19 protein-coding genes and 1 pseudogene are annotated in these 24,882 nt (G+C 75.5%); 14 read left to right on the forward strand and 6 right to left on the reverse strand.

Going from position 1 to position 24,882, the window contains the following annotated elements:
* Positions 1-17 precede the first annotated feature (17 nt).
* The 4 genes from ACI79H_RS05430 (at position 18) to ACI79H_RS05445 (ending at position 1,874) form a co-directional block, all read left to right on the forward strand.
* A complete protein-coding gene (locus tag ACI79H_RS05430; protein ID WP_456553353.1) occupies positions 18-275 on the forward strand; it encodes a DUF2795 domain-containing protein in 258 nt (85 codons plus the stop codon).
* A gap of 1 nt (position 276) precedes the next feature.
* Positions 277-507, forward strand: coding sequence for a hypothetical protein (locus ACI79H_RS05435; protein ID WP_456553354.1), 231 nt, complete (start codon positions 277-279; stop codon positions 505-507).
* 86 nt (positions 508-593) lie between these two features.
* On the forward strand, positions 594-1,388 hold the full coding sequence (locus ACI79H_RS05440; protein ID WP_456553355.1) for an alpha/beta fold hydrolase: 795 nt from the start codon (positions 594-596) through the stop codon (positions 1,386-1,388).
* 51 nt (positions 1,389-1,439) lie between these two features.
* Positions 1,440-1,874 (forward strand): ChaB family protein, encoded by a 435-nt coding sequence (locus ACI79H_RS05445; RefSeq protein WP_456553356.1) that lies wholly within the window; start codon positions 1,440-1,442, stop codon positions 1,872-1,874.
* A 23-nt stretch (positions 1,875-1,897) separates the two neighbouring features.
* Here the strand turns inward: ACI79H_RS05445 and ACI79H_RS05450 are convergent, their stop codons facing one another.
* Together ACI79H_RS05450 and ACI79H_RS05455 are read right to left on the reverse strand one after the other, a co-directional pair.
* Complete coding sequence (locus ACI79H_RS05450; protein WP_456553357.1) at positions 1,898-3,193, reverse strand: M24 family metallopeptidase; 1,296 nt, start codon at positions 3,191-3,193, stop codon at positions 1,898-1,900.
* Positions 3,194-3,205: 12 nt separating this feature from the next.
* Complete coding sequence (locus tag ACI79H_RS05455) at positions 3,206-4,309, reverse strand: diguanylate cyclase (protein ID WP_456553358.1); 1,104 nt, start codon at positions 4,307-4,309, stop codon at positions 3,206-3,208.
* Between the two features lie 82 nt (positions 4,310-4,391).
* Between ACI79H_RS05455 and ACI79H_RS05460 the strand changes: the two genes are divergently transcribed.
* The 4 genes and pseudogenes from ACI79H_RS05460 to ACI79H_RS05475 form a co-directional block, all read left to right on the forward strand.
* On the forward strand, positions 4,392-4,679 hold the full coding sequence (locus ACI79H_RS05460) for a hypothetical protein (protein ID WP_456553359.1): 288 nt from the start codon (positions 4,392-4,394) through the stop codon (positions 4,677-4,679).
* A gap of 70 nt (positions 4,680-4,749) precedes the next feature.
* Complete coding sequence (gene npdG / locus ACI79H_RS05465) at positions 4,750-5,445, forward strand: NADPH-dependent F420 reductase (RefSeq protein ID WP_456553360.1); 696 nt, start codon at positions 4,750-4,752, stop codon at positions 5,443-5,445.
* Positions 5,445-5,732 (forward strand): DivIVA domain-containing protein, encoded by a 288-nt coding sequence (locus tag ACI79H_RS05470; protein ID WP_456553361.1) that lies wholly within the window; start codon positions 5,445-5,447, stop codon positions 5,730-5,732. The genes npdG and ACI79H_RS05470 overlap by 1 nt, the downstream gene beginning before the upstream one ends.
* Before the next feature lie 53 nt (positions 5,733-5,785).
* Positions 5,786-6,094 (forward strand): annotated as a pseudogene (locus tag ACI79H_RS05475) (DUF2784 domain-containing protein); the annotation flags it as partial.
* A 28-nt stretch (positions 6,095-6,122) separates the two neighbouring features.
* Here the strand turns inward: ACI79H_RS05475 and panB are convergent.
* Both panB and ACI79H_RS05485 read right to left on the reverse strand, forming a co-directional pair.
* Positions 6,123-6,953, reverse strand: a complete 831-nt coding sequence (gene panB / locus ACI79H_RS05480) for a 3-methyl-2-oxobutanoate hydroxymethyltransferase (protein ID WP_456553362.1) — start codon at positions 6,951-6,953, stop codon at positions 6,123-6,125.
* Positions 6,950-8,785, reverse strand: a complete 1,836-nt coding sequence (locus tag ACI79H_RS05485; RefSeq protein ID WP_456553363.1) for an NAD+ synthase — start codon at positions 8,783-8,785, stop codon at positions 6,950-6,952. Before ACI79H_RS05485 ends, panB begins: the two co-directional genes overlap by 4 nt.
* Before the next feature lie 185 nt (positions 8,786-8,970).
* On the opposite strand from ACI79H_RS05485, the gene glnA reads away from it, so the two are divergent.
* On the forward strand, positions 8,971-10,311 hold the full coding sequence (gene glnA, locus ACI79H_RS05490; protein WP_456553364.1) for a type I glutamate--ammonia ligase: 1,341 nt from the start codon (positions 8,971-8,973) through the stop codon (positions 10,309-10,311).
* A gap of 19 nt (positions 10,312-10,330) precedes the next feature.
* Here the strand turns inward: glnA and ACI79H_RS05495 are convergent, their stop codons facing one another.
* Positions 10,331-12,178: a hypothetical protein gene (locus tag ACI79H_RS05495; RefSeq protein ID WP_456553365.1), complete on the reverse strand. Its 1,848-nt coding sequence runs from the start codon at positions 12,176-12,178 to the stop codon at positions 10,331-10,333.
* A 114-nt stretch (positions 12,179-12,292) separates the two neighbouring features.
* On the opposite strand from ACI79H_RS05495, the gene ACI79H_RS05500 reads away from it, so the two are divergent.
* From ACI79H_RS05500 to ACI79H_RS05510, 3 genes are all read left to right on the forward strand, one after another.
* Positions 12,293-13,024, forward strand: coding sequence for a type 1 glutamine amidotransferase (locus ACI79H_RS05500; protein ID WP_456553366.1), 732 nt, complete (start codon positions 12,293-12,295; stop codon positions 13,022-13,024).
* A 4-nt stretch (positions 13,025-13,028) separates the two neighbouring features.
* Positions 13,029-16,124 carry a bifunctional [glutamine synthetase] adenylyltransferase/[glutamine synthetase]-adenylyl-L-tyrosine phosphorylase gene (locus ACI79H_RS05505; protein ID WP_456553367.1) on the forward strand — a complete coding sequence of 1,032 codons (3,096 nt, stop codon included), beginning with the start codon at positions 13,029-13,031 and terminating at the stop codon, positions 16,122-16,124.
* Positions 16,125-16,208: 84 nt separating this feature from the next.
* Complete coding sequence (locus ACI79H_RS05510) at positions 16,209-17,990, forward strand: hypothetical protein (RefSeq protein WP_456553368.1); 1,782 nt, start codon at positions 16,209-16,211, stop codon at positions 17,988-17,990.
* 6 nt (positions 17,991-17,996) lie between these two features.
* Here the strand turns inward: ACI79H_RS05510 and ACI79H_RS05515 are convergent, their stop codons facing one another.
* A complete protein-coding gene (locus ACI79H_RS05515) occupies positions 17,997-19,310 on the reverse strand; it encodes a glycosyltransferase family 4 protein (RefSeq protein WP_456553369.1) in 1,314 nt (437 codons plus the stop codon).
* Between the two features lie 279 nt (positions 19,311-19,589).
* On the opposite strand from ACI79H_RS05515, the gene ACI79H_RS05520 reads away from it, so the two are divergent.
* Together ACI79H_RS05520 and ACI79H_RS05525 are read left to right on the forward strand one after the other, a co-directional pair.
* Positions 19,590-20,561: a porin PorA family protein gene (locus tag ACI79H_RS05520; RefSeq protein WP_456553370.1), complete on the forward strand. Its 972-nt coding sequence runs from the start codon at positions 19,590-19,592 to the stop codon at positions 20,559-20,561.
* A gap of 10 nt (positions 20,562-20,571) precedes the next feature.
* Positions 20,572-24,870, forward strand: coding sequence for an alpha-(1->3)-arabinofuranosyltransferase domain-containing protein (locus ACI79H_RS05525; protein WP_456553371.1), 4,299 nt, complete (start codon positions 20,572-20,574; stop codon positions 24,868-24,870).
* Positions 24,871-24,882: the final 12 nt, after the last annotated feature.

The raw sequence follows: 24,882 nt of genomic DNA on the forward strand, positions 1-24,882 counted from the left end.
CCGTAGGAGGAGATCCCGTGACCGACCCGCACCAGCCCGCCACCTCGCCCGGCACCGACGAGGGCGACATCGAGCGCCGCGCGGCGCTCGCCGAGTCCCTGGGCAAGGAGGTGTGGCCGGCCGACCGCGACCAGCTCATCGCCAAGGCCCAGGAGGGCACCCCGCCCGACCGCGTCCTCGCCGACCTGCGCCGGCTCCCCGAGGGCCAGCAGTTCGAGAACGTCCAGGACGTCGCCCGCGCGCTGGGCATCGGCACCGAGCAGCAGCGGTTCTGAGGTGACCACGCAGAAGGAGCCCAGCCCCGAGGCGCTGGCCAACGTCACCGAGGCCAACGTCGCCAGCCGGGCCGAGATGCTGCCCGAGGAGGCCGAGCTGCGCGGCAGCGGCATGGAGGAGGTCGCCGCCGAGATCATCCTGGCCGAGTCGGAGGAGCGGACCGTCAACACCGACCCCGACGACGCGCAGGGCGGGCACCGGCAGTCGTCGGACACCGCGGACCTGCCCTGACCTTCTTCGACGGCTTCACCGAATCGCAGGTCGACGTCGGCGACGGCGTCGTCCTGCGGTTCCGGGCCGGCGGCAGCGGCCCCCCGGTGGTGCTGCTGCACGGCCACCCGCGCACGCACACCACCTGGCACCGGGTGGCTCCGCTGCTCGTCGCGGCCGGGCACACCGTCGTCTGCCCCGACCTGCGCGGCTACGGCCGCTCGTCCAAGCCCGCGACCACCCCGGACCACGCGCCGTACTCGAAGCGGGCGATGGCCGGCGACGTCGTCGCGCTCCTGCGTGCGCTCGGGCACGAGCGGTTCGCCGTCGTCGGGCACGACCGGGGCAGCTACGTCGCGCTGCGGACGGCGCTGGACCACCCGGCCGCCGTCACCCACCTCGCCGTCGTCGACTGCATCCCGATCGTCGAGCACCTCGAGCGCGCCGGCGCCGACTTCGCCGCCGCCTGGTGGCACTGGTTCTTCTTCGCGCAGCCTGACAAGCCCGAGCGCGCCATCTCCGCCGACCCCGAGGCCTGGTACGGCTCGTTGGCGCCCGGGCGGGTCGAGGCGATGGGGGAGGAGAACCACGCCGACCACCTCGCCGCGATCCGCGACCCGGCGACGGTGCGCGCCATGCTCGAGGACTACCGAGCCGGGCTGGGCGTCGACCGCGCCGCCGACGAGGCCGACCGCGCAGCCGGCCGCCGCGTCTCCTGCCCGACCCTGGTGCTGTGGTCCAGCCGGGACGACCTGATGGACCTGGTCGGCGACCCGCTCCCGATCTGGGCCGGCTGGACCGACGACCTGCGCGGCGGAGGACCGGTCGACAGCGGGCACCACGTGGCCGAGGAGGCCCCCGACGAGCTGGTGGCGGCGCTCGTCCCCTTCCTCGCGATGTGATCTTGGGGCGCCCACCGGGTAGGGCCCTGCCAGGACCCGAGAGGAGAGGTCATGCCGAAGACCACCAAGAAGGGCGACGCCAAGAAGTCGGAGCTGCCCAGCACGCTGCAGCGCTCGCCGAAGAAGGCCCAGCGCACGTTCGCCAAGGCGCACGATTCCGCCGCCGGCGAGTACGGCGACGAGCGCCGCGCCAACCAGGTCGCGTGGGCTGCGGTCAAGCACTCGTTCGAGAAGGTCGGCGACCACTGGGAGGCCAAGGAGGGCGGGAAGAAGGGACCCTCCGACGCGCAGGCCGCGGGTGGTCGCGGCACGAACCGGACGACCAAGGGTGGCGTCGACGCCAACGCGACCAAGGAGCACCTCAAGGCGATCGCGAAGCGGCTGGACATCTCCGGGCGGTCGACGATGAAGAAGAAGGAGCTCGTCGACGCGATCCAGAAGGCCAGCACCAAGAAGACGGCGGACGCCCGCAAGAAGAAGAAGTAGTCCTCCGCCCGGCCGGCCGAGGTTCAGCCGGCCGGGACGAGGACCAGCTCGGTCTGGCGCCGGTCGAGGTACTCCACCCCGGCGGCGGTCAGCACGATGCCCTGCTCCAGACCCAGGCGGACGCACTGCCCGCCCCACTCGCGCACCGGCCGCCGCACCGCGAGCTCCAGGGCGTAGGCCGTGTCGACGCGCACCGGGTGGTCGCCCTCGCCGGGGACCCCCGTCTGCCGGTCCCACCGGCCGATCGCCGGCCCGGCCCCGTGCCCGTGCACACCGACCGGGTGCGAGTAGAGGTCCGCCTCGATCCCCGCGTCCGCGGCGGCCGCGCGAGCGGCCGCCAGGACCTCGTTGCCGGTGCGTCCGGGCCGCAGCTCGGCGACGGTGAGGTCCTGCATCCGGTTGCCCCCGGCCATCAGCTCCCGCAGCCCGGCGGGTGCCGCAGTCTCCCCGGGGCGCAGCACGTAGGCCGCGCGCTGGGCGTCGGTCCGCAGCCCCAGGCCGCTCAGCCCCAGGTCGCAGTGCACGAGGTCGCCCGGCTCGATCACGGCGTCGAACCGGACGGCCGGCAGCAGCGCCCCGCCGAGGTCGGCCAGCGGCACACCGGCGCGCTGCAGGGTGACCGAGGGCTGGAACCAGGGCTCGGCACCCAGGTCGTGCATCCGTTGCCGCAGCTCCCAGGCCAGGTCGAGGGCGGTGGTGCGGCCCGGGACCACGGCCGCGAACGCCTCGGTCACCACCTCGCGGGTCAGCGCGTACAGGCCGTGCAGCGCGGCCACCTCGTCGGGGAGCCGGGTCTCCAGCCAGCCGACGGCCAGCTGCTCGGCCGGCACGAGCCGGTCGGCCCAGGGGCCCAGCGCCGCGACCAGCTGCGCGTGCTCGGTGTGCGACAGCCCGTCGGCGAGCGCGAAGTCGGGGGAGACGTCGATGCCGATGCGCGCCGGGTCGGCCTGCTCGACGAAGCGCCGCACGACCGCCCACTCGTCCTCCGGCGCCCCATCGTCGTCACCGGTCCCGGCCGGGAGGAACAGGCCGACGGGGTAGCGGGACACCGCGACGGGGGTGACGCCGTCGTCGCTGCGGTGCAGCAGCAGGACGGTGCGCCGGCGCGCGGACAGCCAGGTCGCGGGCAGCAGGGTGGCCAGCACCGGGTCCTCGTTGCCCTCGCGGCCGGCGACGATCCAGAGGTCGATGCCGGTGCGGTCCATGAGCACGGGCAGCAGGTCGAGCAGTCGCTCGCTCAGCCACCGGTCGCGGACGTCGGCCTGCGCGCGCAGCGGCAGCGGCACCGTCCGCGTCGGGCCCGGCGCGAGGAGCGACATGCCCGAAGCGTTTCAGACTTCGGCCGAACCCACCGGTCGAGGCAGGACCGCGTGGCCTGCCTCGGGGGAGAGGCGGTGCGGCGGCGTCACGTCGGCGCGGGGAGGCCGGGGTCGCGGCAGGTCGGCCAACGCGACCTGGTCGCGGCCGGAGCGCTTGGCCACGTACATCGCGGCGTCGGCCCGGTCGACCAGCCGCCAGAGCGCCGTCACCGGGTCCTCGCCGTCGACGGGGCGGCTGACGGCCAGGCCGATCGACGCCGTCACCGAGTGCCCGCCGTCGCTGCGCGACCCGGCCACCGCCAGACGGAGCCGCTCGGCCAGGCGGCGCGCCTCCGCGACGACCTCCACCGAGCCGAGCACGACCAGCTCCTCGCCGCCGGTGCGGGCGAGCACGTCTACCGGCCGCACGGCCCCGGCCAGCGCGTCGGCCACGGCGCAGAGGACGGCGTCGCCGACGGCGTGCCCGAACTCGTCGTTGAGCCGCTTGAAGTGGTCCAGGTCGAGCACCAGCGCGCTGACCTGGGTCCCGTCGCGACGGGCCTGACGCCAGAGCCGGGGTGCCTGCTCGACGAGGTAGCGGCGGTTGAACAGCCCGGTCAGCGGGTCCCGGTGGCTGAGGCTCTCGGTGGCGGCCAGCAGCCGCTGGACCCGCCGGCGCAGCACGAACACCCCCACCGCGGCCGCGTCGAGCATGCCGGCGCTCACCCCCACCTGGACGAGCAGCCCGGCCGTGCTGTCGTAGCTCGGCCACAGCGCGGCCAGGCAGACGGCGGCCGTGACGACCAGGTGCACGATCAGCGGCCGCAGCGACAGGAACCAGGCCGCCGCCAGCGCGGGGAACAGCAGCATCAGCGGCGTGGCGTACCGCAGCGGGTCCTGGATGCACAGGACGACGACGAGGTAGGTGAGGTCACCGGTCAGGACCAGGCCGAGGGTGAGCCCGCGCCCGATGCGGCGCCGGAGGCCCAGGTAGCCACCCAGCAGCAGGAGCACGAGCATGGTGCCGCCGTAGGCCCAGCGCGGGCCCCCGTCGCGCAGCACGTCGCCCACCAGCAGGTTCGCCAAGCCCATCAGGGCGCCGATCACGAGCAGGATGGCGACGGAGACGGCCGCCACGTGATCGTCACCGGTGGTGTCCTGACCGTCGGGACCGCCGTCGGGAACGCGGAGCAACCGGCCGATCACAGCAGCAGCATGCATGACGACCCGGCGGTTCGGAACCGTCCGTGACCCGGCGATCTCGCACGAGCAGCGGACCGGCGGCGGTGGAAGAGTGGGCAACCACCTGACGAGGGAGGCGCACATGGCCGCGGGGCCCTGGTTCTACTGCCTGAAGCACCACGCCGTCGAGACCCGGGACGGTTGCGCCGAGCGGCACCGGCTCGGCCCGTACGCGACCCGGGAGGAGGCCGAGCACGCGCTGGCCTCGGTCGCCGAGCGCGAGGAGCGCATCGAGGAGGAGGACCGGAAGTGGGAGGGCGACTGACGGTCGCCGGTGCGGCCCCTGGATGATCGGTCCAGGAGCCGGGCCGTCCGGCGCCGCGGAAGGGGCTGACGTGACCGAAGGTCGTGCGGTGGAGGAACTGGTCGTCGGGATCCTCGGGGGGACCGGACCGCAGGGCCGCGGGCTCGCCGTGCGCCTGGCCGCCGCCGGGCAGCGCGTCCTGCTGGGCTCGCGCGACGCCGAGCGCGCCGCGGAGGTCGCCGCCGAGGTGGCCACCCGCGCGGCCACGGCCTCCGGTGGCGGCGAGGTCTCGGTGCAGGGCGGCGCGAACGCCGACGTCGCGGGCGCGGCCGATCTCGTGATCATCGCCGTCCCGTTCGCCGGGCACGCCGCCACCGTCGCCGAGGTGGCTCCCCAGCTGGCCGGCAAGATCGTCGTCGACTGCGTCGTCCCCATGGGCTTCGACGAGCTCGGCGCCTACGTCCTCGACGTCGAGGAGGGCAGCGTGACCCAGCAGGCCGCCGCGCTGCTGCCGGACTCGCACGTGGTCGGCGCCTTCCACCACCTCTCCGCACGGCTGCTCGAGGACCTGTCCAAGCCCACCATCGACGGCGACGTGATGGTCGTCGGCGACGACCGCGCCTCCATGGACACCGTCCAGGCGCTGGCCGGCCGGCTGCCGGGCATGCGCGGGATCTACGCCGGGCGGCTGCGCAACGCCCGCCAGGTGGAGGCGCTGACGGTCAACCTGGTCTCGGTCAACCGCCGCTACAAGGTGCACGCCGGCGTCCGCGTCACCGACGTCTGATGGTCGCGGCGCTCACCGCCGACGAGCTGCGGGCGGTCGAGCTCGGCCGGCCACCGCTGGGCAAGCGCGGCTACGACCCGGCCGAGGTCGACGCCTTCCTGGCCCGGGCCGCCGACGCCCTGACGGCGCTCGCCCTGCGGCGGGCCCCGCAGGTCACACCGGACGAGGTGCGCACGGTGGTGTTCCGCAAGCCGCGGTTCGGCCGCGGCCGAGGCTACGACGAGGACCAGGTCGACGAGCTCCTCGATCGGCTCGAGCACACGCTGCGCGCCGCCGGGCCGGCCTAGCGCGCCGCGGCCGGGCCTGGTGCCGCCGCTCGTCCGGCGAGCAGACTGGCCACGTGCAGCTGCTCGCCCTCGCGGTCGCCGTCGTCCACGGGCTGGCCGTCCTGTTCATGCTCACCGGCGCGCTCCTCGCGCTCCGGTGGCCCCGGCTGGTGCTGCTGCACGTCCCGGTGGCGCTGGCGATCCTCGCGGTGAACCTCGCCGGCGCCGACTGCCCGCTCACCGACCTCGAGCTGGCGCTGCGGGAGCGGGCGGGGGAGCCGGCCTACGACGGCGGCTTCCTCGGCCACTACCTCTTCGCGCCGCTGGGCCTGGACGTCCGGTCGGGGGGCGTCCAGCTCGGCACCTACGCCGTCGCGTTCGGCCTCAACGCCATCGGCTACGGCCTGCTGGCTACTCGAACGAGTGCTCGGGGCCCGGGAAGACGCCGCCGCGCACCTCGTCCGCGTACTCCTGCGCCGCGCGCAGCAGCTCGCCCCGCAGGTCGGCGTACTTCTTCACGAACTTCGGCACCCGCCCGCCGTTGAGCCCGGCCATGTCGGGCCACACGAGCACCTGGGCGTCGCAGTCCGGCCCCGCCCCGATGCCGACGGTCGGGATGGCGAGCTCCTTCGTCACCTGGGCGGCTATGGAGGCGGGCACCATCTCCAGCACGACGGCGAAGGCGCCGGCCTCCTGCACCGCGCGGGCGTCGGCCAGCAGCTGCTCGGCACCGGCACCGCGGCCCTGCACCCGGAACCCGCCCAGGGCGTGCTCGCTCTGCGGCGTGAAGCCGATGTGCGCCATGACCGGGATGCCCGAGTCGTGCAGCAGCCTGATCTGCGGGGCCACCCGGACGCCGCCCTCGAGCTTCACCGCCTGCGCCCCGCCCTCCTTCATCAGCCGCACCGCGGTCTCGAAGGCCTGCTGCGGGCCGGACTCGTAGGAGCCGAAGGGCAGGTCGGCGACGATCAGCGAGCGCTTCGTCGAGCGGGTGACCGCCTTGGTCAGCAGCAGCATGTCCTCGACCGTCACCTGCACGGTGCTCGAGTGCCCGAGGACGACGTTGCCCGCGGAGTCGCCGACGAGCATCACCGGGATGCCGGCCTCCTCGAAGATGGCCGCGCTGTAGGTGTCGTAGGCGGTGAGCATCGCCCACTTCTCGCCCCGGTCCTTGGCCTGCTGCAGGTGGTGCACCCGCACCCGCGCGGTCGACGTGCCGCCGTACAGCACCGACTCGGTCATGTGTCCGCTCCTTCGCGCACGGTGGGCAGGGTCTCCCGCCACCGGTTGGTCACGGGCAGCCGCCGGTCGCGGCCGAACGCCTTGAGGCTGATCTTGGTGCCGGGGGCCGACTGCCGGCGCTTGAACTCCGCCGTGTCGACCAGCCGGAGCACGCGGGCGACGATCTCCGGGTCGTGGCCGCGCTCCAGCAGCTCGGCCATCCCGAGGTCGCGGTCGACGTAGTCGGCGATGACGGCGTCGAGCACCTCGTAGGAGGGCAGCGAGTCGCTGTCCTGCTGGCCCGGGGCGAGCTCCGCCGACGGCGGCTTGTCGATCGAGTTCTGCGGGATCGGCTCGGTCTCGCCGCGGTCGCGGGCGTAGGAGTTGCGCCAGCGCGCCAGGTCCCAGACCAGCGTCTTCGGCACGTCCTTGATCGGCGCGAACCCGCCCGCGGCGTCGCCGTAGAGCGTCGAGTAGCCCACGGCCACCTCGCTCTTGTTCGACGTCGCCAGCAGCAGGTGGCCGTGCTGGTTGGACAACCCCATGAGCAGGGTGCCGCGCACCCGCGCCTGCAGGTTCTCCGCGGCGACGCCGGAGAGCTCGACCGAGGCCTCGTACGCGTCGACCATCGGCGCGATCGGGACGACGGAGTAGTGCATCCCCAGCCGCCGGGCGGAGTCCTCGGCGTCGGACAGCGAGTGCTCGCTGGACCACCGGGACGGCAGGCCGACCCCGTGCACCCGGTCGGGACCGAGCGCGTCGACGGCGAGCGCGGCGACCAGGGCCGAGTCGATGCCGCCGGACATGCCGAGCACGACCGAGGGCATGCCGTTCTTGTCGATGAAGTCCCGCAGGCCCAGGACCAGCGCGCGCCAGACCTCCTCGCAGTCGCTGAGCGGCTCGACGACGGTGGAGGGCCGCCGGTCGAAGGCGGGCATCGGGGCCTCGGTCACCACGTGGCGGGTGACCGTCATCGGGCCGATCCGGCCCGCGCGGCGCTCGGGCACCGCGGCCGGGTCGAGGTCGAGGTCGATGGTCGCGAGGTGCTCGACGAACTGCGGCGAGCGGGCGAGCAGGGTGCCGTCGGCGGCCACCGCCATCGAGTCGCCGTCGAAGACCAGCTCGTCCTGCCCGCCGACCTGGTTGCAGTAGAGGACCGTGGCCCGCGCCTCGGCCGCCCGGCGGCGCACCAGCGGCAGCCGCAGGTCGTCCTTGGCCCGCTCGTAGGGCGAGGCGTTCGGGGAGACGACGAGGTCGACCCCGGCCTGCCCGGCGACCCCGCACGGGCCGCCCTCCACCCACAGGTCCTCGCACACGGTCAGCGCGACGTCGACGCCGTGCAGCCGGACGACCGGCAGCTCGGTGCCGGGCACGAAGTACCGCGCCTCGTCGAAGACGCCGTAGTTGGGCAGGTGCCGCTTGTAGTAGCGGACGACGACCTCGCCGCCGAACAGCAGCGCGGCGGCGTTGCGCGGCGCACCCCGGCGCGGGTTGGCGTCACCCGGGCGGTCGTCGTCGGCCGGCGTGGAGTCCACCGGCGCCGGGCCGGCGCCCTGGGTGTGCGCGAGGTACCCCACGACGACGGCGATGCCGCCCAGCCCCTGATCGGCGAGGTCGGCCGCGAGCTCGACCAGCGTGCGCTCGCTGGCCCGCGCGAACGACTCGCGCAGCACGAGGTCCTCGGGCGGGTAGCCGGTCAGCGTCATCTCGGGGAACACCACGAGGTGGGCCGCCTCCGCCGCCGCCCGCGCGGTCCACCGCACGACGAGCTCGCGGTTGCCCTCGAGGTCGCCGACCCGCGTGTCCACCTGGGCCATCGCCACCCGCAGCTGCACCGGTCCCTGATCGCTCACGCCGCACAGTCTGGTCTCGGACCGCGATGCCCGGCCACGCGGGACCCCGGGAGCACCCCGCCGCGGACGACACGCCGCACCGACGTGGCCGGAAGCGGTGTGCGGCTCCTCCGGAAGGGGCAGGCTGGGGCCCGGACAAGGCGGCTGTCACATCCCGGAAACGAGCGGACGCGATCATGGCGAGCATGGATCGACAGCAGGAGTTCGTCCTGCGCACCCTGGAAGAGCGGGACATCCGGTTCGTCCGGCTGTGGTTCACCGACGTGTCGGGCTACCTCAAGGCCGTCGCGGTGGCCCCCGCCGAGATCGAGGCGGCGTTCGCCGAGGGGATCGGCTTCGACGGCTCGGCGATCGAGGGCTTCGCCCGGGTCTACGAGTCCGACATGCTCGCCAAGCCCGACCCGGGCACCTTCCAGGTGATGCCCGGCCGCGAGGGCCGGCCCAGCGACACCGCGCGGATGTTCTGCGACATCACGCTGCCCGACGGCTCGCCGTCGTGGGCCGACCCGCGGCACGTGCTGCGCCGGGCGCTGGCCAAGGCCGCGGACATGGGGTTCACCTTCTACACCCACCCCGAGATCGAGTTCTTCCTGCTCAAGGACCTGCCGACCGACGGCCGGCCGCCGGAGCCCGCCGACACCGGCGGCTACTTCGACCTCTCCACGCACAACGTCGCGCACGACTTCCGCCGCGAGGCCGTCTTCGCACTCGAGGCGATGGGCATCTCGGTGGAGTTCAGCCACCACGAGGTCGCCCCCGGCCAGCAGGAGATCGACCTGCGCTACGCCGATGCGCTGTCGATGGCCGACAACATCATGACGCTGCGGCACGTCGTCCGGGAGGTGGCGCTGGCGCAGAACGTGCACGCCACCTTCATGCCCAAGCCGTTCACCGAGCTGGCCGGCTCGGCGATGCACACCCACTTCTCGCTGTTCGAGGGCGACCGCAACGCGTTCTACGACGCAGCGGACCCGATCCGGCTGTCCACCACGGCCAAGCAGTTCATCGCCGGGCTGCTCACCCACGCCCGCGAGGTCACCGCCGTCACCAACCAGACGGTCAACTCCTACCGTCGGCTGCTCGCCGGCACCGAGGCTCCGACGGCCGCCACCTGGGGCCGGGCCAACCGCTCCGCGCTGGTGCGACTGCCCGAGTACAAGCCCAGCAAGGCGCAGTCGGCACGGGTCGAGGTCCGCTCGCCGGACTCGGCGTGCAACCCCTACCTGACCTTCGCCGTCCTGCTCGCCGCCGGGCTCAAGGGCATCGAGAAGGGCTACGAGCTGCCGCCGGAGGCGGAGGACGACGTCTGGTCGCTCACCGACACCGAGCGGCGCGCCGCCGGCTACGAGGACCTGCCGGTGTCCCTCGGCGAGGCGCTGACCGCCATGCAGGGCAGCGAGCTGGTCGCCGAGACCCTGGGGGAGCACGTCTTCGAGTTCTTCCTCCGCAACAAGTGGGAGGAGTTCAACTCCTACCGGCGCAACGTGACGCCCTTCGAGCTGCAGCGGTACCTGCCCGGGCTGTGAACGCCGGGCGGTCCGCCTCTCACAGGACGGGCTGCCCGAGCACCCCGCCCAGCACGCACACGTCGGGGCCGTCTCCCGTCCGGGCCACCTGGAGCGCGGTCGTCGGCCCCGTCATCCGGACGAAGACGGAGCCGGCGCCGGCGGTGACGGGGACGTCCACCGGCGCGCCGCCCTCAGGCGCGACGGTCAGCACGGCGTCGGCCGCGGTGAGGTAGTCCAGCCGCACCGTCCACACCCAGTCGGGAACGGCGCTCTCGAGCGGGAGCGTGGCCGGCTGCCCGGAGGACACGAGGTACCCGCAGGAGGGGACCGGGCCCCACAGCACGCGGATGCCGGGCTCGAGCCGGGCCGGCACCAGGTGGCCGGCGTCGTCGAGGAGCCGCAGCTCGGGGGTGGAGGAGGAGAACGGCGGGCGGTCGGGGAGCGGGGCGAGCGCGTGCGAGGTCAGGTTGCCCGGGTAGCTCCAGTCCGACAGCACGTCGGAGGGCAGCGGCTGCTCGAGCAGGGGGGTCGGACCCGCGGCCGCGAGCGAGGCCCGCGCGGTGGCCAGGTAGCCGGCGGTGCGGTCCTCCCGCCACGCCCGCGCGTAACCGGCGGTGGAGAGCAGGGAGCCGCCGACGAACAACGCGGTGAGCACCGCCACGAAGGGGACGGCCCACCGCGGGAACCCCGCGGCCGGCCGGACGACGGCGGGGTCGCGCGTCCGCCGGGGCGGGAGCGAGGCCAGCAGGGCCACGGCCACCGGCAGCAGCACCGACTCGACGGCGTAGTAGCGGTAGGCGCGGGGCGCCACCTCGCCGAGGCCCGCGCCCGAGCGGCCCAGCGCGGCCATGAGCAGCCCGGCGGCGACGGTGACGACGACCAGTGCCCAGACGGCCGCGGCGCCCCGGAGGAGCAGCACGGTCCCCGCGCACGCCGCCAGCAACAGCACCGCGCCGGCGACGACGACGGACGCCGGCAGGCCCGCGATCGGTGTCGAGGGAGGGCGGATGTCCCAGCTGAACGGCCCGCCCAGCGCCGCCTGGGCGAGCGCCTCGAAGCCGGTCGTGACGGTGAGGAGCACGTCCCGGGCGCTGCCGTCGCTGATCACGCGTGTCTCCCGCGTCGCCAGGTAGGTGACCGCCCAGACGGCGAGCACCACGCCCGAGCCGGCCCACAGCGCCCGGCCCCGGCGCAGCGCCGCCCGGACGGGGTGCGGGACCCCGTCGCGGAGCAGCACCACGGCCAGCAGTCCGACGCCGATCGGCAGGACCAGCACGGCCTTGAGGTAGAAGGCCAGCGCGAAGACCAGCGCCGCGGTCCCGCTGACCGCGTGGCGGCGGCGCCCGGTCCGCGCGAGCAGCACCGCGTCGGCCAGGAACCAGGCCAGCCCGATCTGCAGCGGGACCGAGTTGAGCGCGGCCGCCCACCAGGTCGCGAAGCCCAACGTCATCGGGCTGAACAGCCCGAGCGCGAGCGGGACGAGGAGCGCCGGCCGATCGCCGAGCAGCACGCGCAGCAGCCGGAGCAGCGCGAGCGAGGCGAGCAGCTGCAGGGCGACCAGGCTCACCAGCGCCGGCCCCCACTCCAGCGGCCCGGCCCGCTCGACCAGCCCGGCCACCAGGAAGGCGCCGGGCATGAGGTGGCCGACGTAGTCGGTGAGCAGGTACGACGGCGAGAGCAGCGCGGACCGGTCGGCCAGGTGCAGCAGGTCGAAGTCGTCGCCGTAGTAGGTCCGGCCCGAGAGCACCCAGATCCGGAGCCCGGTCTGCACGGCGACGAGCGCGAGCGCGACCGGCAGCACCCAGCGGCCGGCCGGCTGCCGGTGCGCTCCGGGCGCCCTCTCGCGGGCAGCTCCCGGCGGATCGGGACGCGCCACGGTGCCCACGCGCGCTCCTCTCCCGGTACCGGCTCGTGCAGGTACCGGCACCGTAGGGGGAACCGGCCGTGCGCGCCGCACGTCCCGGCGGGAGGGTCGGCCGGCGCGGCTAACCTCCTGGGGGTGGCCCGCCTCCTCGTCGTCGTCCCGAGCGAGACCGACCCGCCGGCCCGGCTGGGCGGGTGGCTGACCGGGGCCGGCCTGATCCTCGACGAGCGGCACCTCGGGCGCGGGGACGCGCTGCCCGAGACCCTCGAGGGCCACGACGGGCTGCTGGTCCTCGGCGGTCCGCAGTCGGCGACCGACGACGAGGCGACCAGCCCGGAGCTCGCCGGCGTGCGCGCGCTGCTGCGCGCGGCGATCGCCACCGGCACCCCGACCCTCGCCGTGTGCCTCGGCGCCCAGCTGCTCGCGCAGGTCGGCGGGGGCACCGTGCGGGTGGGGAGCGAGGGTCCCGAGGTCGGCGCGACCCTGGTCGCCAAGCGGGACGCCGCCTACGCCGATCCGCTGTTCGGGCCGCTGCCGCTCTCGCCCGACGTCGTCGCCTGGCACCACGACGAGATCGCCGCGCTCCCGCCGGGCGCCACCCTGCTGGCGAGCAATCCGCACTACGCCCACCAGGCCTTCCGGGTGGGGGAGGCGGTCTACGGCATCCAGTTCCACATCGAGACGACACCCGAGCTGGTGCGGGCCTGGGCGGCCGGTGACCCGGTGGGCGTGGCGGCCGCGCCCGTCGACGTGGAGACGCTGTGCGCCCGCGCCGACGCGGTGCACGACGACCTCGCCGGCACGTGGGAGCCCTTCGCCGGGCGCTTCGCCGACCTGGTGCGGGCGCACGCCCCGCAGGTGGTCTGAGCCGGTGGGTCCCGACGGGGAGATCCCGCGCCGCGCCGTCGTCCGGCTGGTGCGGTTCGGCTTCGAGGACGGCGAACGAGCCGCCCGCCTGCTGTCCCACCCGGACCTGGGCCTGTGGGACCTCGAGCGCAACGAGCCGGCCGATCCCGAGGCCGGGCCGGTGGTCGCCGCGCTGGCCCGTGCCGGTGACCCCGACCTCGCCGTCCGCTCGCTGCACCGGCTGGTCGAGGCGCTCGACGAGGCCGACGCCGACGGCGAGGCGGCCGCCGCGCTGCTCGCCCGCCTGCGCGGGTCGGCGCTGCTGCGCAGCCGGCTGCTCGCCGTGCTGGGCGCGAGCTCCGGGCTGGCCGACCACCTGGCGGCGCACCCCGACGACTGGACGGTCCTCGACGCCGAGGACGGCGGCCAGGCCCGGCCCACCCCGCAGGCGCTGGAGCGGCACATGCTCACCGCGGTGGGCGCCGACCCGGACGACCCGCCGTGGGGCGTGCGCCTGGGCAAGGGGGCGCCGGACGCCTCGCCCGCCCGCGTCGCCGGGCTCCGGCTGGCCTACCGGCGGGCCATCCTCTCCCTGGCCGGCCGCGACCTCGGCGACGCCCTCGCCGCCGAGGAGGCCGCCGCCGAGCTCGCCGACATCGCCGCGGCCGTGCTGACCGCGGGGCTGGCCCTCGCCGTTGCCGAGCAGCCGGCCGACGCCGCGGCCTGCCGGCTGGCGGTGATCGCGCTGGGCAAGACCGGTGGGCGCGAGCTCAACTACGTCAGCGACGTCGACGTCGTCTTCGTCGGCGAGCCGGTGGACCCCGCCGACGACGAGAGCGCCGCCCTCGGCAGCGCGACCCGGGTGGCCGCCGCGCTGATGCGGATCTGCCGCGAGGCGGCCTGGGAGGTCGACGCCGCGCTGCGGCCGGAGGGCAAGGCCGGGGTGCTGGTGCGAACCGTCGCCGGGCACACGGCCTACTACGAGCAGTGGGCCAGCACCTGGGAGTTCCAGGCGCTGCTCAAGATGCGCCCGGTCGCGGGGGATCCCGACCTCGGCCGCTCCTACGTCGACGCGCTCTGGCCACTGGTGTGGCGGGCCGGCGACCGCCCCGGCTTCGTCGGCGAGGTGCAGGCGATGCGCCGCCGGGTCGAGGACAACATCCCGCCGGCGCAGGCCGAGCGCGAGCTCAAGCTCGGCCGGGGCGGCCTGCGCGACGTCGAGTTCGCCGTCCAGCTGCTGCAGCTGGTGCACGGCCGGGCCGACGCGTCCCTCCGTGTGGGGGGCACCCTGCCGGCGCTGCTGGCGCTCTCGTCGGGCGGCTACGTCGGCCGCGACGACGCCGCCACGCTGATCGCCTCCTACCGGTTCCTGCGCACGGTGGAGCACCGGCTGCAGCTGCTCCGGCTGCGGCGCACCCACCTGCTGCCCACCGACGAGCAGCAGCTGCGCTGGCTGGCCCGGTCGCTGGGCTACAAGCCCGACGCCCGCGGTGGGGCGGTCGAGGTCCTGCGGGCCGAGCTGGCCCTGCACACCCGCGAGGTGCGCCGGCTGCACGAGAAGCTGTTCTACCGGCCGCTGCTCTCGGCGGTGGCCCGCGTGCCCGGCGAGCGGCTGCAGCTGGGCTCCAAGGCGGCCGGCGACTGGCTGCGCGCGCTGGGCTTCGGCGACCCGGAGGCCGCGCTGCGGCACCTCGGCGCGCTGACCGGCGGGGTCTCCCGCTCGGCGTCGATGCAGAAGTACCTGCTGCCGGTGCTGCTGCAGACCTTCGCCTCCTGCCCCAACCCCGACGCCGGGCTGCTGGCCTACCGGCAGGTCAGCGAGGCGCTCGGCGGCAACCAGTGGTTCCTGCGGCTGCTGCGCGACGAGGGCCAGGTGGCCGAGCGGCTGGCGCAGCTGCTGGGCTCGAGCCAGTACGTCGCCGGCCTGCTCACCCGCACCCCCGAGGCGCTGCGGCTGCTGGCCGACGACGCCGAGCTGGAGCCGCGCGGGGTGTCCGCGCTGACGGGGGCCTGGGGACAGGCGGCGAAGCGCGCCGGGGATCCGCAGGCCGGGATCCGCGTGCTGCGCAGCCTGCGCCGGCAGGAGCTGCTGCGCATCGCCTGCGCCGACCTGCTGGGCCGGCTGGACGTGCTGCGGGTGGGGGAGGCGCTGACCGACGTCGCCGTCGCCACGCTGCGGACCGGGCTCGACGTCGCCCTGCGCGCCCAGGCGCTGGAGGCCGGCACGGAGGTCGCCGACCTGCCCGTGGACATGGCCGTCATCGGCATGGGCCGGCTCGGCGGCGGCGAGCTGGGCTACGGCTCGGACGCCGACGTGCTGTTCGTGCACCGCCCGCGGCCGGGCGCCGACGAGGCCGCGGCCACGGCGACGGCGAACGCCGTCGCACACACGCTGCGGCGGCTGCTGTCCGAGCCGGCCCCGGACCCGGCGTTCGAGATCGACGCCGACCTCCGGCCGGAGGGGCGGCAGGGGGCGCTGACCCGCAGCCTCTCGGCCTTCCGCGAGTACTACGAGCGCTGGGTCTCGGTCTGGGAGGTGCAGGCGCTGCTCCGGGCCGTCCCGGTCGCCGGCGACGAGGACCTGGGCGCGGCGTTCGTGGCCATGGTCGACCCCATCCGCTACCCGGAGGGCGGCATCGCCCAGGAGCAGGTGGCCGAGATCCGCCGCATCAAGGCCCGGGTGGAGCGCGAGCGGCTGCCCCGCGGCGCCGATCCGGCCACGCACACCAAGCTCGGCCGCGGCGGGCTGGCCGACGTGGAGTGGACGGTGCAGCTGCTGCAGCTGCAGCACGCAGGTGAGGTGCCGGAGCTGCGCGTCCGCACCACCGTGCAGGGGCTGCAGGCCGCCGGGGACGCCGGCCTGCTGTCCGCCGAGGACGGCGCGGCGCTGCGCGCGGCGTGGGAGATCGCCACCCGGGCGCGCAACGCCGTGTTCCTCGTGCGCGGCCGCCCCAGCGACCAGCTGCCGCGGCCCGGGCTCGAGCTCGAGGGCGTGGCCCGCGCCTGCGGGTACGGCCCCGACACCGAGGCCGGCCGGTTCCTCGACGACTACCACCGCACCACCCGGCAGGCGCGCGGCGTCGTCGAGGCCGTCTTCTACGGGCGCTCCGCGGAGGACTGAGCCGCCCCTCGCCCGGTCGGGTGACTGCGCGGACGGCGCTCCGGTCGGCGGACACCCGGGCCGCGCACGTGGCACGCTGCGCGCATGCTCGGGCACACGGGGACCGACCGGTGGCGCGCGTGGCGGGCCGATCCGCTGCTCGTCGCCGGCGTCCTGCTCATCCTGCTGCAGACCTGCGTGCGCGCCGTCGTCGTCATGCGCTCGTACTTCTGGCAGGACGACCTGTTCCACCTGACGCTCCTCCAGCGCACGGGGCTGTCCGGGGACTTCCTCGTCCGCGAGCACAACGGTCACCTGGAGATCGGGCCCAACCTGGTCTACGGGTTGATCGGGCGCGACCCCGGGCCGTCCTTCCTCCCCGCGGCGCTGTGGCTGCTGGCCCTGCAGCTGGTGGCGTCCTGCCTGCTCCTGGCGGTGCTCCGGCAGCTGTTCGGCCGGTCACCGTGGATCCTGGTGCCCTTCGCCGTGTACCTGTTCAGCCCGCTGGGGCTGACGGTCGCCACCTGGCTCGCGGCCGGCCTGGAGGCGCTGCCCCTGCAGATCGCCATGCTGACGGCGCTGCTCGGCGGGGTGCGCGCCTACCGGGACCGGTCGTGGGCGTGGGCGGCCGTGTCGGCAGCCGGGACGGCGCTCGGCCTGCTGTTCTGGGAGAAGGCCGTCCTCGTCCCGGCGTTGCTGGTGGCCGTCCTCGTGCTCGTGGAGGAGGCCGGCACGCCCTGGCGCCGCAGCCTGCGGAGGGTGCTGGACTCCTGGCCGTACCTCCTCCCGCACGCGGTGCTGGTCGCGGCCTACGTGCCCTTCTACCTCTCCGTGGTCGGCCGCTCGACCCTCGACCCCGAGCTGGGGAGGGTGCTGCCGACGACCGCCGAGACGGTCTTCGCGATGCTGGTCCCGGGGCTGTTCGGTGGCCCCTGGACGAGCGCGGGTGCCGAGGACACCCTCGCGGCGGAACCCGCGCTGCCGCTGGCCGTCCTCTTCGCGGCCCTCGCGCTCGCCGTGATCGCCGTCAGCATCCGGCAGCGCGGGCTCCCGGCCGTCAAGGCCTGGCTCCTCGTCCTCGGCTACCTCGCGGTGGTCGTCGCGCTGGTCCAGCTCACCCGTGCGGCCAACCTGGACATCGCCGCGCGCGACCCCCGCTACGTGACCGACGCGCTCCCGGTCATCGCGATCGGCTGCTGCGCCGCGTTCAGCGGGCCCCGGCGGGAGTCCTCGGTGGCTCGCCGGTCGATGGCGCCCGCGGCGGCGGTGGGCGCGCTGCTCGTCTCCAGCTCCCTGGTCACCACGTCGCTCGTCGTGGGCGAGCTGCGGCACGACCGGTCGAGGCAGTACCTCACCGACGTGCTGCAGACGATGGACGCCAACCCCGGGATGTCGGTGGTGAGCGCCCTGCCGGCCGTGCACGTCTCGATCTTCGACGACTTCGACCTCGACGAGACGCTCCGCGCCCTGGGCGAGGAGCGCCGCTTCGACCAGCCGGCGACCGCCATGGGGATGTTCGACAAGGACGCGGTCCTGCGGCCGATCACGCTGCTCGAGCCGATCTTCGAGGCCGTGGGCCCGGTGGCGGACTGCGGCTGGCCCCTGCCCGCGGGGGAGCAGGAGCTCGGCGACGTCCCGATCTGGTACGGCGTGCAGGTCCTCCGGCTCTCCTACGACAGCCCCGCGCCGGTGACCCTGCACCTGGCCGTCGGCGAGGACCGGCAGGACCTCACGGTGCCGGCCGGAGCCGGGCAGGCCATGTTCGTCGTGACGGGGCAGCAGGGGCCGGTGACGGTCCGTGCCTCGGGCGCCCCCGCCGGGGAGGTCTGCGTCGACGACGTGGCGGTCGGCACGCCGTGGCCGGACGGGCTCAGCGGCACCTCGTAGTCGTCGTCAGGCGGTCCTGCTCTGCAGGGCCGGCGGGAGGTCGGCCTCATCCGTGCGCAGGTCCAGGTGCCGGTGCAGGAGCACGTCGTGGCCCTCTGCGGGCGTCTGCTCGCTCGCGGTGTTCCCGGTGAAGACGACGGCCACCGCGGCCCGCTCCAGGGCGTGCGCGAGATCGTCGAGCCCGTGGTCCGGGGCGGAGGCCGCGGCCCCGGCGGCCCGTGCCGAGCGGGCCAGCACGGCGGCGAAGGCGCGCACGGTGGCCGGCCACGCGAACGCAGCCGCGTGCTGCTGGGCGGCGCGCCCCATGGCCTCGCGCGTGCCGTCCTCCTCGAGCAGCCGCGCGGTCGCGGCGGTCATCTCGTCGAGGTCGTCGACGAGCACCCCGCTGACCCCGTCGACGACGGACTCGCGCAGCCCGCCGGCCGACCGGTAGCCGACGGTGGGCACGCCGTGGCCGCCCGCCTCGTTGACCACGAGGCACCAGCCCTCCTTGACCGACGGGACCAGGTGCACCCAGGCCGAGGCGAGGTGCTCGTGCTTGGTCTGCTCGTCCACGAAACCGGCGAAGGTGACCCGGTCGGCCACGCCGAGGCGTACGGCCTCCGCGCGCAGGTCCTCCTCGGACCACCCGTCCCCGACCACGGTCAGCCGCAGGTCCGGCCAGCGGTCGCGGAGCCTGGCGAGCACCTCGAGAGCGTGCTCGACGCGCTTGTGCGGCACCAGCCGGGAGAGCACGACCAGCTCGGGCGTGGGGGAGCGCGGCGTCGTCACCTCCAGGGCCGGCTCGATCCCGACGGGGACGATGCTGATGCGCTCCGCGTCGATGCCGAGCTCCACCATCTCCCCACGGGTGGCCTCGGAGACAGCGATGTAGCGCGCCCGGCGGTAGACCCGGGGGGCGAGCACCGACTCGAGCCACCAGCCCATCCGACCACCGATGCGGCCGAAGACGATGGGCCACTGCTCCCGGTGCACGTGGTGGACCAGCACGGTCACCGGCGTCCGCGTCACCAGCGTGCTGCAGAACGGGATCCCGTTCTGCACGTCGACGACCAGTCGCGGGCGGTGGCGGCGCACGTAGGCCAGCGCCCGGGGGTAGACGCTCAGCCGGCCACCCCGCCGGACGATGCGCACGCCGTTCACGACCTCCTCGGCCGGGGCCCGCTCGTGGGCGGCGCAGAGCAGGGTGACCCGCAACCCGGCGGCCGCCAGACCTTCGGCGACCCGGTGCACGTACCGCTCGGACCCGCCACCCTGCGGATGGCTGAGGTCGCGCCAATTGACGAAGAGGACGTCGGTGTCCACGGGCCCGTCGAACATTCGCGGCACAGTAGTGCAGGTGACCTGGGTCATAAGCCCCCGGAAAAGGCACAGTTCCGGCCGGAATGCGGCGGATCCGCGCGTGACGGCGCATTTCTGACCGAGCACGTTCGCCTCGTCACTCGGGGTCAGCGAACGCCACCCGAACGGGCGACGACGCACGTCCTCGGTGTTCACCCGTCGGCAGGCGAGGCCTGTCGGTTCGTCGCGCAGCGTGATACGAACCGACGGACTCCGGTCGATCGCGGCACGCGCGACCGGCCTGGCGAGGGGGGCTGCATGCGGGCACGTGTCCTCGGGCGGGCCCTGGCCGCGCTCGGTGGCGTCACGCTCGCCGTCGCCGCGCTGGCGCCCGCCGGGTCGCCGGCGTCCGCGGCGGAGCTCCCGCGCGAGGTGGCCTACGACACCGTCGTCGTGGGCGCGGACGTCACCTTCCTCGACCCGGTGACGCTCGAGCAGCGGTCCGGCGAGCAGGTGACGGTGTCGCTGCGCGTCCGCGACGACGCCGATCCCGACGCCGAGCCCGACGGCCCCGCGATCCGGGCGTACGAGCGGAGCACGCGCGCCGCGGACGGGACGCTGCTCGGGACCGGGACGACGACGGCCTGCCTGGACCGGCGCACCGCCGAGGCGGTCGACTGCCCGGCGGCGTCGGTGGACGGCCGGCCGGCCGCCGTCCGCGGCCTGGTGGACGTCCTGCCGCCGGCCACGCGGGAGCAGGACCGGATGATGTGGGACGACACCGTCCAGGCGTCCTTCCCGCTGCGCTACGTCGGCACGGAGCGCTTCCGCGGTCTCGAGGTCCAGCGGTACGAGCACGTGGTCCCCGAGCAGGTCGTCCGCTCGGTGACCGTTCCGGGGGCGCTCCTCGGCGGCACCGGGCCGAGCGCGCCGGCCGACGTCGTGCACAGCACCACGCGCGACCTGCTCGTGGAGCCGGTCAGCGGCGTCGTGGTCCAGATCGAGGAGATCCCCCTGACCCGCCTGCGGGGCCGGGACGGCACGGCGGGCGCGGTCCTGCTCGGCGGGGCGTTCCGCTCGTCCGAGGACAGCGTGGCCGAGGCGGTCGCCCGCACGCGGGAGGCGCGGGACCTCGCCGCCGGCGCCCCCGGCGCGGTCCTCCCGTGGGTGGCCGGGGGCGCAGGGGCGGTCCTGGTGGCCGGGGGAGTGCTGCTCGCCGCCCGCAGGCCGGCGCGGCCGACCCAGCAGGTGCCGGACGGGCCTGTCCGGCAGCCCGCCCCGGTGGCCTGAGGCCGGGGACATGGCGACGATCCCGCTCGACGAGCTGACCGGCGCGACCACCACCCGCCCGGCTCCGCTCGCGGATCCGGTGCAGCGCCGCGGCGGCGGCCTCCGGTGGCTGCTGGGGCGCGGCCGCTACGCGCTGGTGTGCCTGGGTTTCGTGCTGCTCTCGGTCCTGCAGCGTCCGGGTGAGATCGTCGGTGACACCAAGCTGGACCTGGTCGTGGACCCGGTCGGGTTCCTCGCTCGTGCGCTGACGCTCTGGGAGCCGCAGGGTTCCGCGGGGCAGCTGCAGAACCAGGCGTACGGCTACTTCTTCCCGATGGGGCCGTTCTTCGTGCTCGGCCGGCTGCTGGGGCTGCCGCCGTGGCTGGTGCAGCGGCTGTGGCTGGCCGCGCTCATGAGCGTGGCGTTCCTGGGCGTGGTGGTCCTCGCCCGCCGGCTGCGCATCGGCACGCCGACGACCGCGCTGGTGGCCGGCATCGCGTACGCCCTGGCGCCGCGGATGGTCACCTCGCTGGGCGCGCACTCGGTCGAGATGGTGCCGATGGCCCTGACGCCGTGGGTCGTGGTGCCGCTGGCGGGCGTGGCGCTGCACGGCTCGGCGCGGCGGGCGGCGACCCGCTCGGGGCTGGTCGTGTTCTGCATCGGCGGGGTCAACGCCGTGGCGACGGCCGCGGCGCTACCGCTGGCCGCGCTGTTCCTGCTCACCCGCCCGCCCGGAGCGCTCCGCCGACGCCTGATCGGCTGGTGGGCGCTGGCCGTCGCGCTGGCCACCGCCTGGTGGATCGGCCCCCTCCTGACATTGGGCCGCTACAGCCCGCGCTTCCTGGACTACATCGAATCGGCCGCGACGACGACCGCCCCGACCGACGTCCTCAGCGTGCTGCGCGGCACCTCGCTGTGGGTGGCCTCGATCCGCACGCGGCAGGGCCCGGTCTGGCCGGCGGGGTGGTCCCTGCTCGAGGACGCGCTCCCCGTCGCAGCCACGGTCGTCCTGGCGGCCGCCGGCCTGGCGGCGCTGTGCCGCCGCGACCTGCCCGAGCGGCGGTGGCTCGTGCTGGCCGTGCTCACCGGGGTGGCCCTGGTGTCGATGGGCCACCTCGCCACGGTGGACGGGATGGCGGCCGGCTGGCTGCGCGAGGCCCTGGACGGGCCCCTGGCCCCGCTGCGGAACGTCCACAAGTTCGACCCGGTGCTCCGGCTGCCGCTGGTGCTCGGGCTGGCCCATCTCGGTGCGGTCCTGGTACGGCGGGCTCGCCGGCGCGTGCCTGCGGACGGCGGCCCGGGGCCCGACCGGGGGCCGGCCCTCGCGTGGGCCGCTCGCGGGGTGCTGGCCGCCCTCGTGCTGGCGCTGGTGGCCACGGCGTCGCCGGCCCTGGCCGGGCGTCTCGTGCCGCCGACCGGTTTCGAGGACCTGCCCGCTCACTGGCGGGAGACGGCGCGGTTCCTGGCCGACGAGCAGTCGAGCGGGCGGGCGCTGCTGGTGCCGGGGTCGTCGTTCCCCACCTACGCCTGGGGCTCGGCCACCGACGAACCCCTCCAGTCGCTGGCGCGCTCGCCGTGGGACGTCCGCAACCAGATCCCGCTGACCCCGGAGGGCCACATCCGGATGCTGGACGCCGTGGAGGGGCGGCTCTCCCGCGGCGAGGGTTCCACCGGCCTGGCTCCGTTCCTCGCCCGCGCCGGGATCTCCCACCTGGTGCTGCGGAACGACCTCGACACCGAGACCGCCGGCTCGACCCGGCCGCTGCTGGTCCGGCAGGCCCTGGCGAGGTCGCCGGGCATCACCCCGGTCGCCGAGTTCGGTCCCCTCGTGGGCGAGGACGCCCCGGACGGGGAGACGGTGGTCGACGCCGGGCTGCAGGAGCCGGCCCCCGCCATCCAGGTCTACGAGGTGGCCGACGTCGCGCCCCGCGCCTGGACCGCGCCGCTGTCGGCGGCGGTCGGCGTCCACGGCGGTCCGGACGCGCTGCTGGCGCTCGAGGACCGGGGGCTGGTCACCGACCGCCCCACGGTGTCCGCGGGGGCGCTCGACGTCCCCACCGTGGTGCTGAGCGACGCCTGGGTCCGGCGGGAGCGCAACTTCGGCCGCATCGCGGGCGCGACGTCCGCGGGCATGGCCGTCATGGACCCCGTGCGCTTGGACGCGCCCGCCCGGGACTACACCACGCCGGACGAGGACCTCGCCGAGTCGACCGTCGCCTACTTCAACGGGCACCTGAGCGCCTCCAGCTCCGCCTCGGACGCCGATGGTTTCCAGGCCCCCCAGCTCGACGCCCAGCCGTGGTCGGCGCTGGACCGCAACCTGCTGACGGCCTGGCAGCCGGCGCCGTGGGCGGACACGTCCGAGCCCGCGTGGTGGCGGGTCTCGACCCTGGAGCCCTTCTCGGCCTCGGGGGTCATCGTCCGCCTGGGCGCGCAGCTGGGGGGCGAGCGGCCCGAGCGGCTGCGGCTGACCACGGACGGCGGCACGGTCACCGTCCCGGTCGCGGACACCGGTGAACCGCAGATCCTCCCGCTGGCCTCGGGGCCCTCGACCTCCCTGACCATCAGCACCGTCCCGGACGCCTCGGCCACCTCGGGGTCGGGGCTCTCGCTCGCGGAGGTCTCGCTCACCGGCGTCGACGTGCAGCGGACCCTGGTCGCCCCGCCGGTGGACGCGCCGGTGCAGACCTACGCCTTCGACGTCTCGGCCGGCCGGACCGGCTGCGTCGTCGACGCCGCCGGGGCGCCGCGCTGCGCCGCCGCGCTCGCCGACGCCGCCGAGGAGAGCCTGGTGCTGGACCGGGTCTTCGACACGGTGGGGGACGCGGAGCACGAGGTCGCGGCGACCGGCCTGCCGCGCCTCGGGCCGGCCTTCGACGCGATGCTCGCGCTGATCCGCGGCGGCCCGCGACCCGAGGCCAGCAGCAGCTCGCTGTGGGACCCGCGGGCCAGCCCCGCGGCGGCCGTCGACGGCGACCCGGGCACCACCTGGCTGGCCGGGGTGGACGACGAGCGGCCCACGCTGACCCTCACCTTCCCGGAGGTCCGGACGATCGACTCGCTCCGCGTCGTCACCGACCCCGGTGTGCCGGCCTCCTCCGCGGCGGCGGTGAGCATCGACGACGGCGGGGGCCTGCGGCGCACGCTGCAGCTGGAGGCCGACGGCACCGCCCGGTTCGCGCCGGTGGTGACCGACCGGTTGTCGGTCACCTTCGAGCTGCCCGACTTCCGCGAGACCGTCGACCCCCGCACCGGCTGGGAGCAGCGGCTGGGGATCGGTGTGAGCGAGCTGGAGGTCGGCGGCCCCAACCCGGTGCTGGCCCCGGAGACCGAGGTCCCCTTCCCGTGCGGGGCCGGGCCGGACGTGCAGGTGGACGGTGAGGTGGTCCAGACCGCGGCCACCACGACGCTGGGCGCGCTGCTGGCCGGCGAGCCCGTCCCGCTGGAGGTCTGCTCGGGGTCCTCGGCGGTGTTCCTCCCCGAAGGGGAGCACCGGCTGCAGTCCCGGGCCGGCTTCCTGCTCACCGCCCGGTCGGTGACTCTCACGCGGGACGGCGCGACGGTCGAGGCCGGTCCCGCCGGCCGGACGCCGGTCGAGCGCACCCGCTGGGACGCCGAGCACCGCGCGGTCGAGGTCGGCGCGCGGGACGAGCCGACGCTGCTGGTGGTCCCCGAGAACGCCAACGCCGGCTGGGTGGCCCGGCTGGACGGGCGCGAGGTCGAGGCGGTGACGGTCGACGGCTGGCAGCAGGGCTACCTGCTGCCGGAGGGCCCGGGCGGGACCGTCCGGCTCGAGTTCGCCCCGGCCGACGGGTACCGGCTGGCGCTCGCCGGCGGTGCGGCGGCGGTCGTGCTCCTCCTCCTGGTCTCCCTGCTCCCGGTGCGGCCGGGCCGGGCGCCGACGCCTCCGCGACGGCGGTCCGGCGCCGCGGCTGCGTGGCGGACGGCCGGCCTGGCGACCGCGGTCGCGCTGGGGACGGCGGCGGTCGGTGGAGCCGTCGGCGTCGCGGTCCTGGCCCTGCTCTGGCTGGTCGGCCGTCGTGCCGGGCACCGGCGGCCGGTCGTGCTCGGAGCCGTGGCAGCCGGTGCGACCCTGGCGGCGGGGCTGCTCCTGCTGGTCCTCCCGGACGGCACCGGGGTGGCCCGGCAGGTGCTGGCGATCACGGCCCTCGCCGCCGTGACCGTCGGGGTGCTGCCGCTCCGCGGGCCGCGCCGCCCGGCGTGGCTCAGGCGCCCGACGTGGTTGCGGCGCCCGGCGTGGTTGCGGCGCCCGGCGTGGCTGCGGCTCCCGCGGCGGCGGCCGGCTGCTGCGGAGTCACCGGCGAGCTGACCGCTGTACCGA

Source organism: Blastococcus sp. SYSU D01042 (assembly GCF_054050515.1).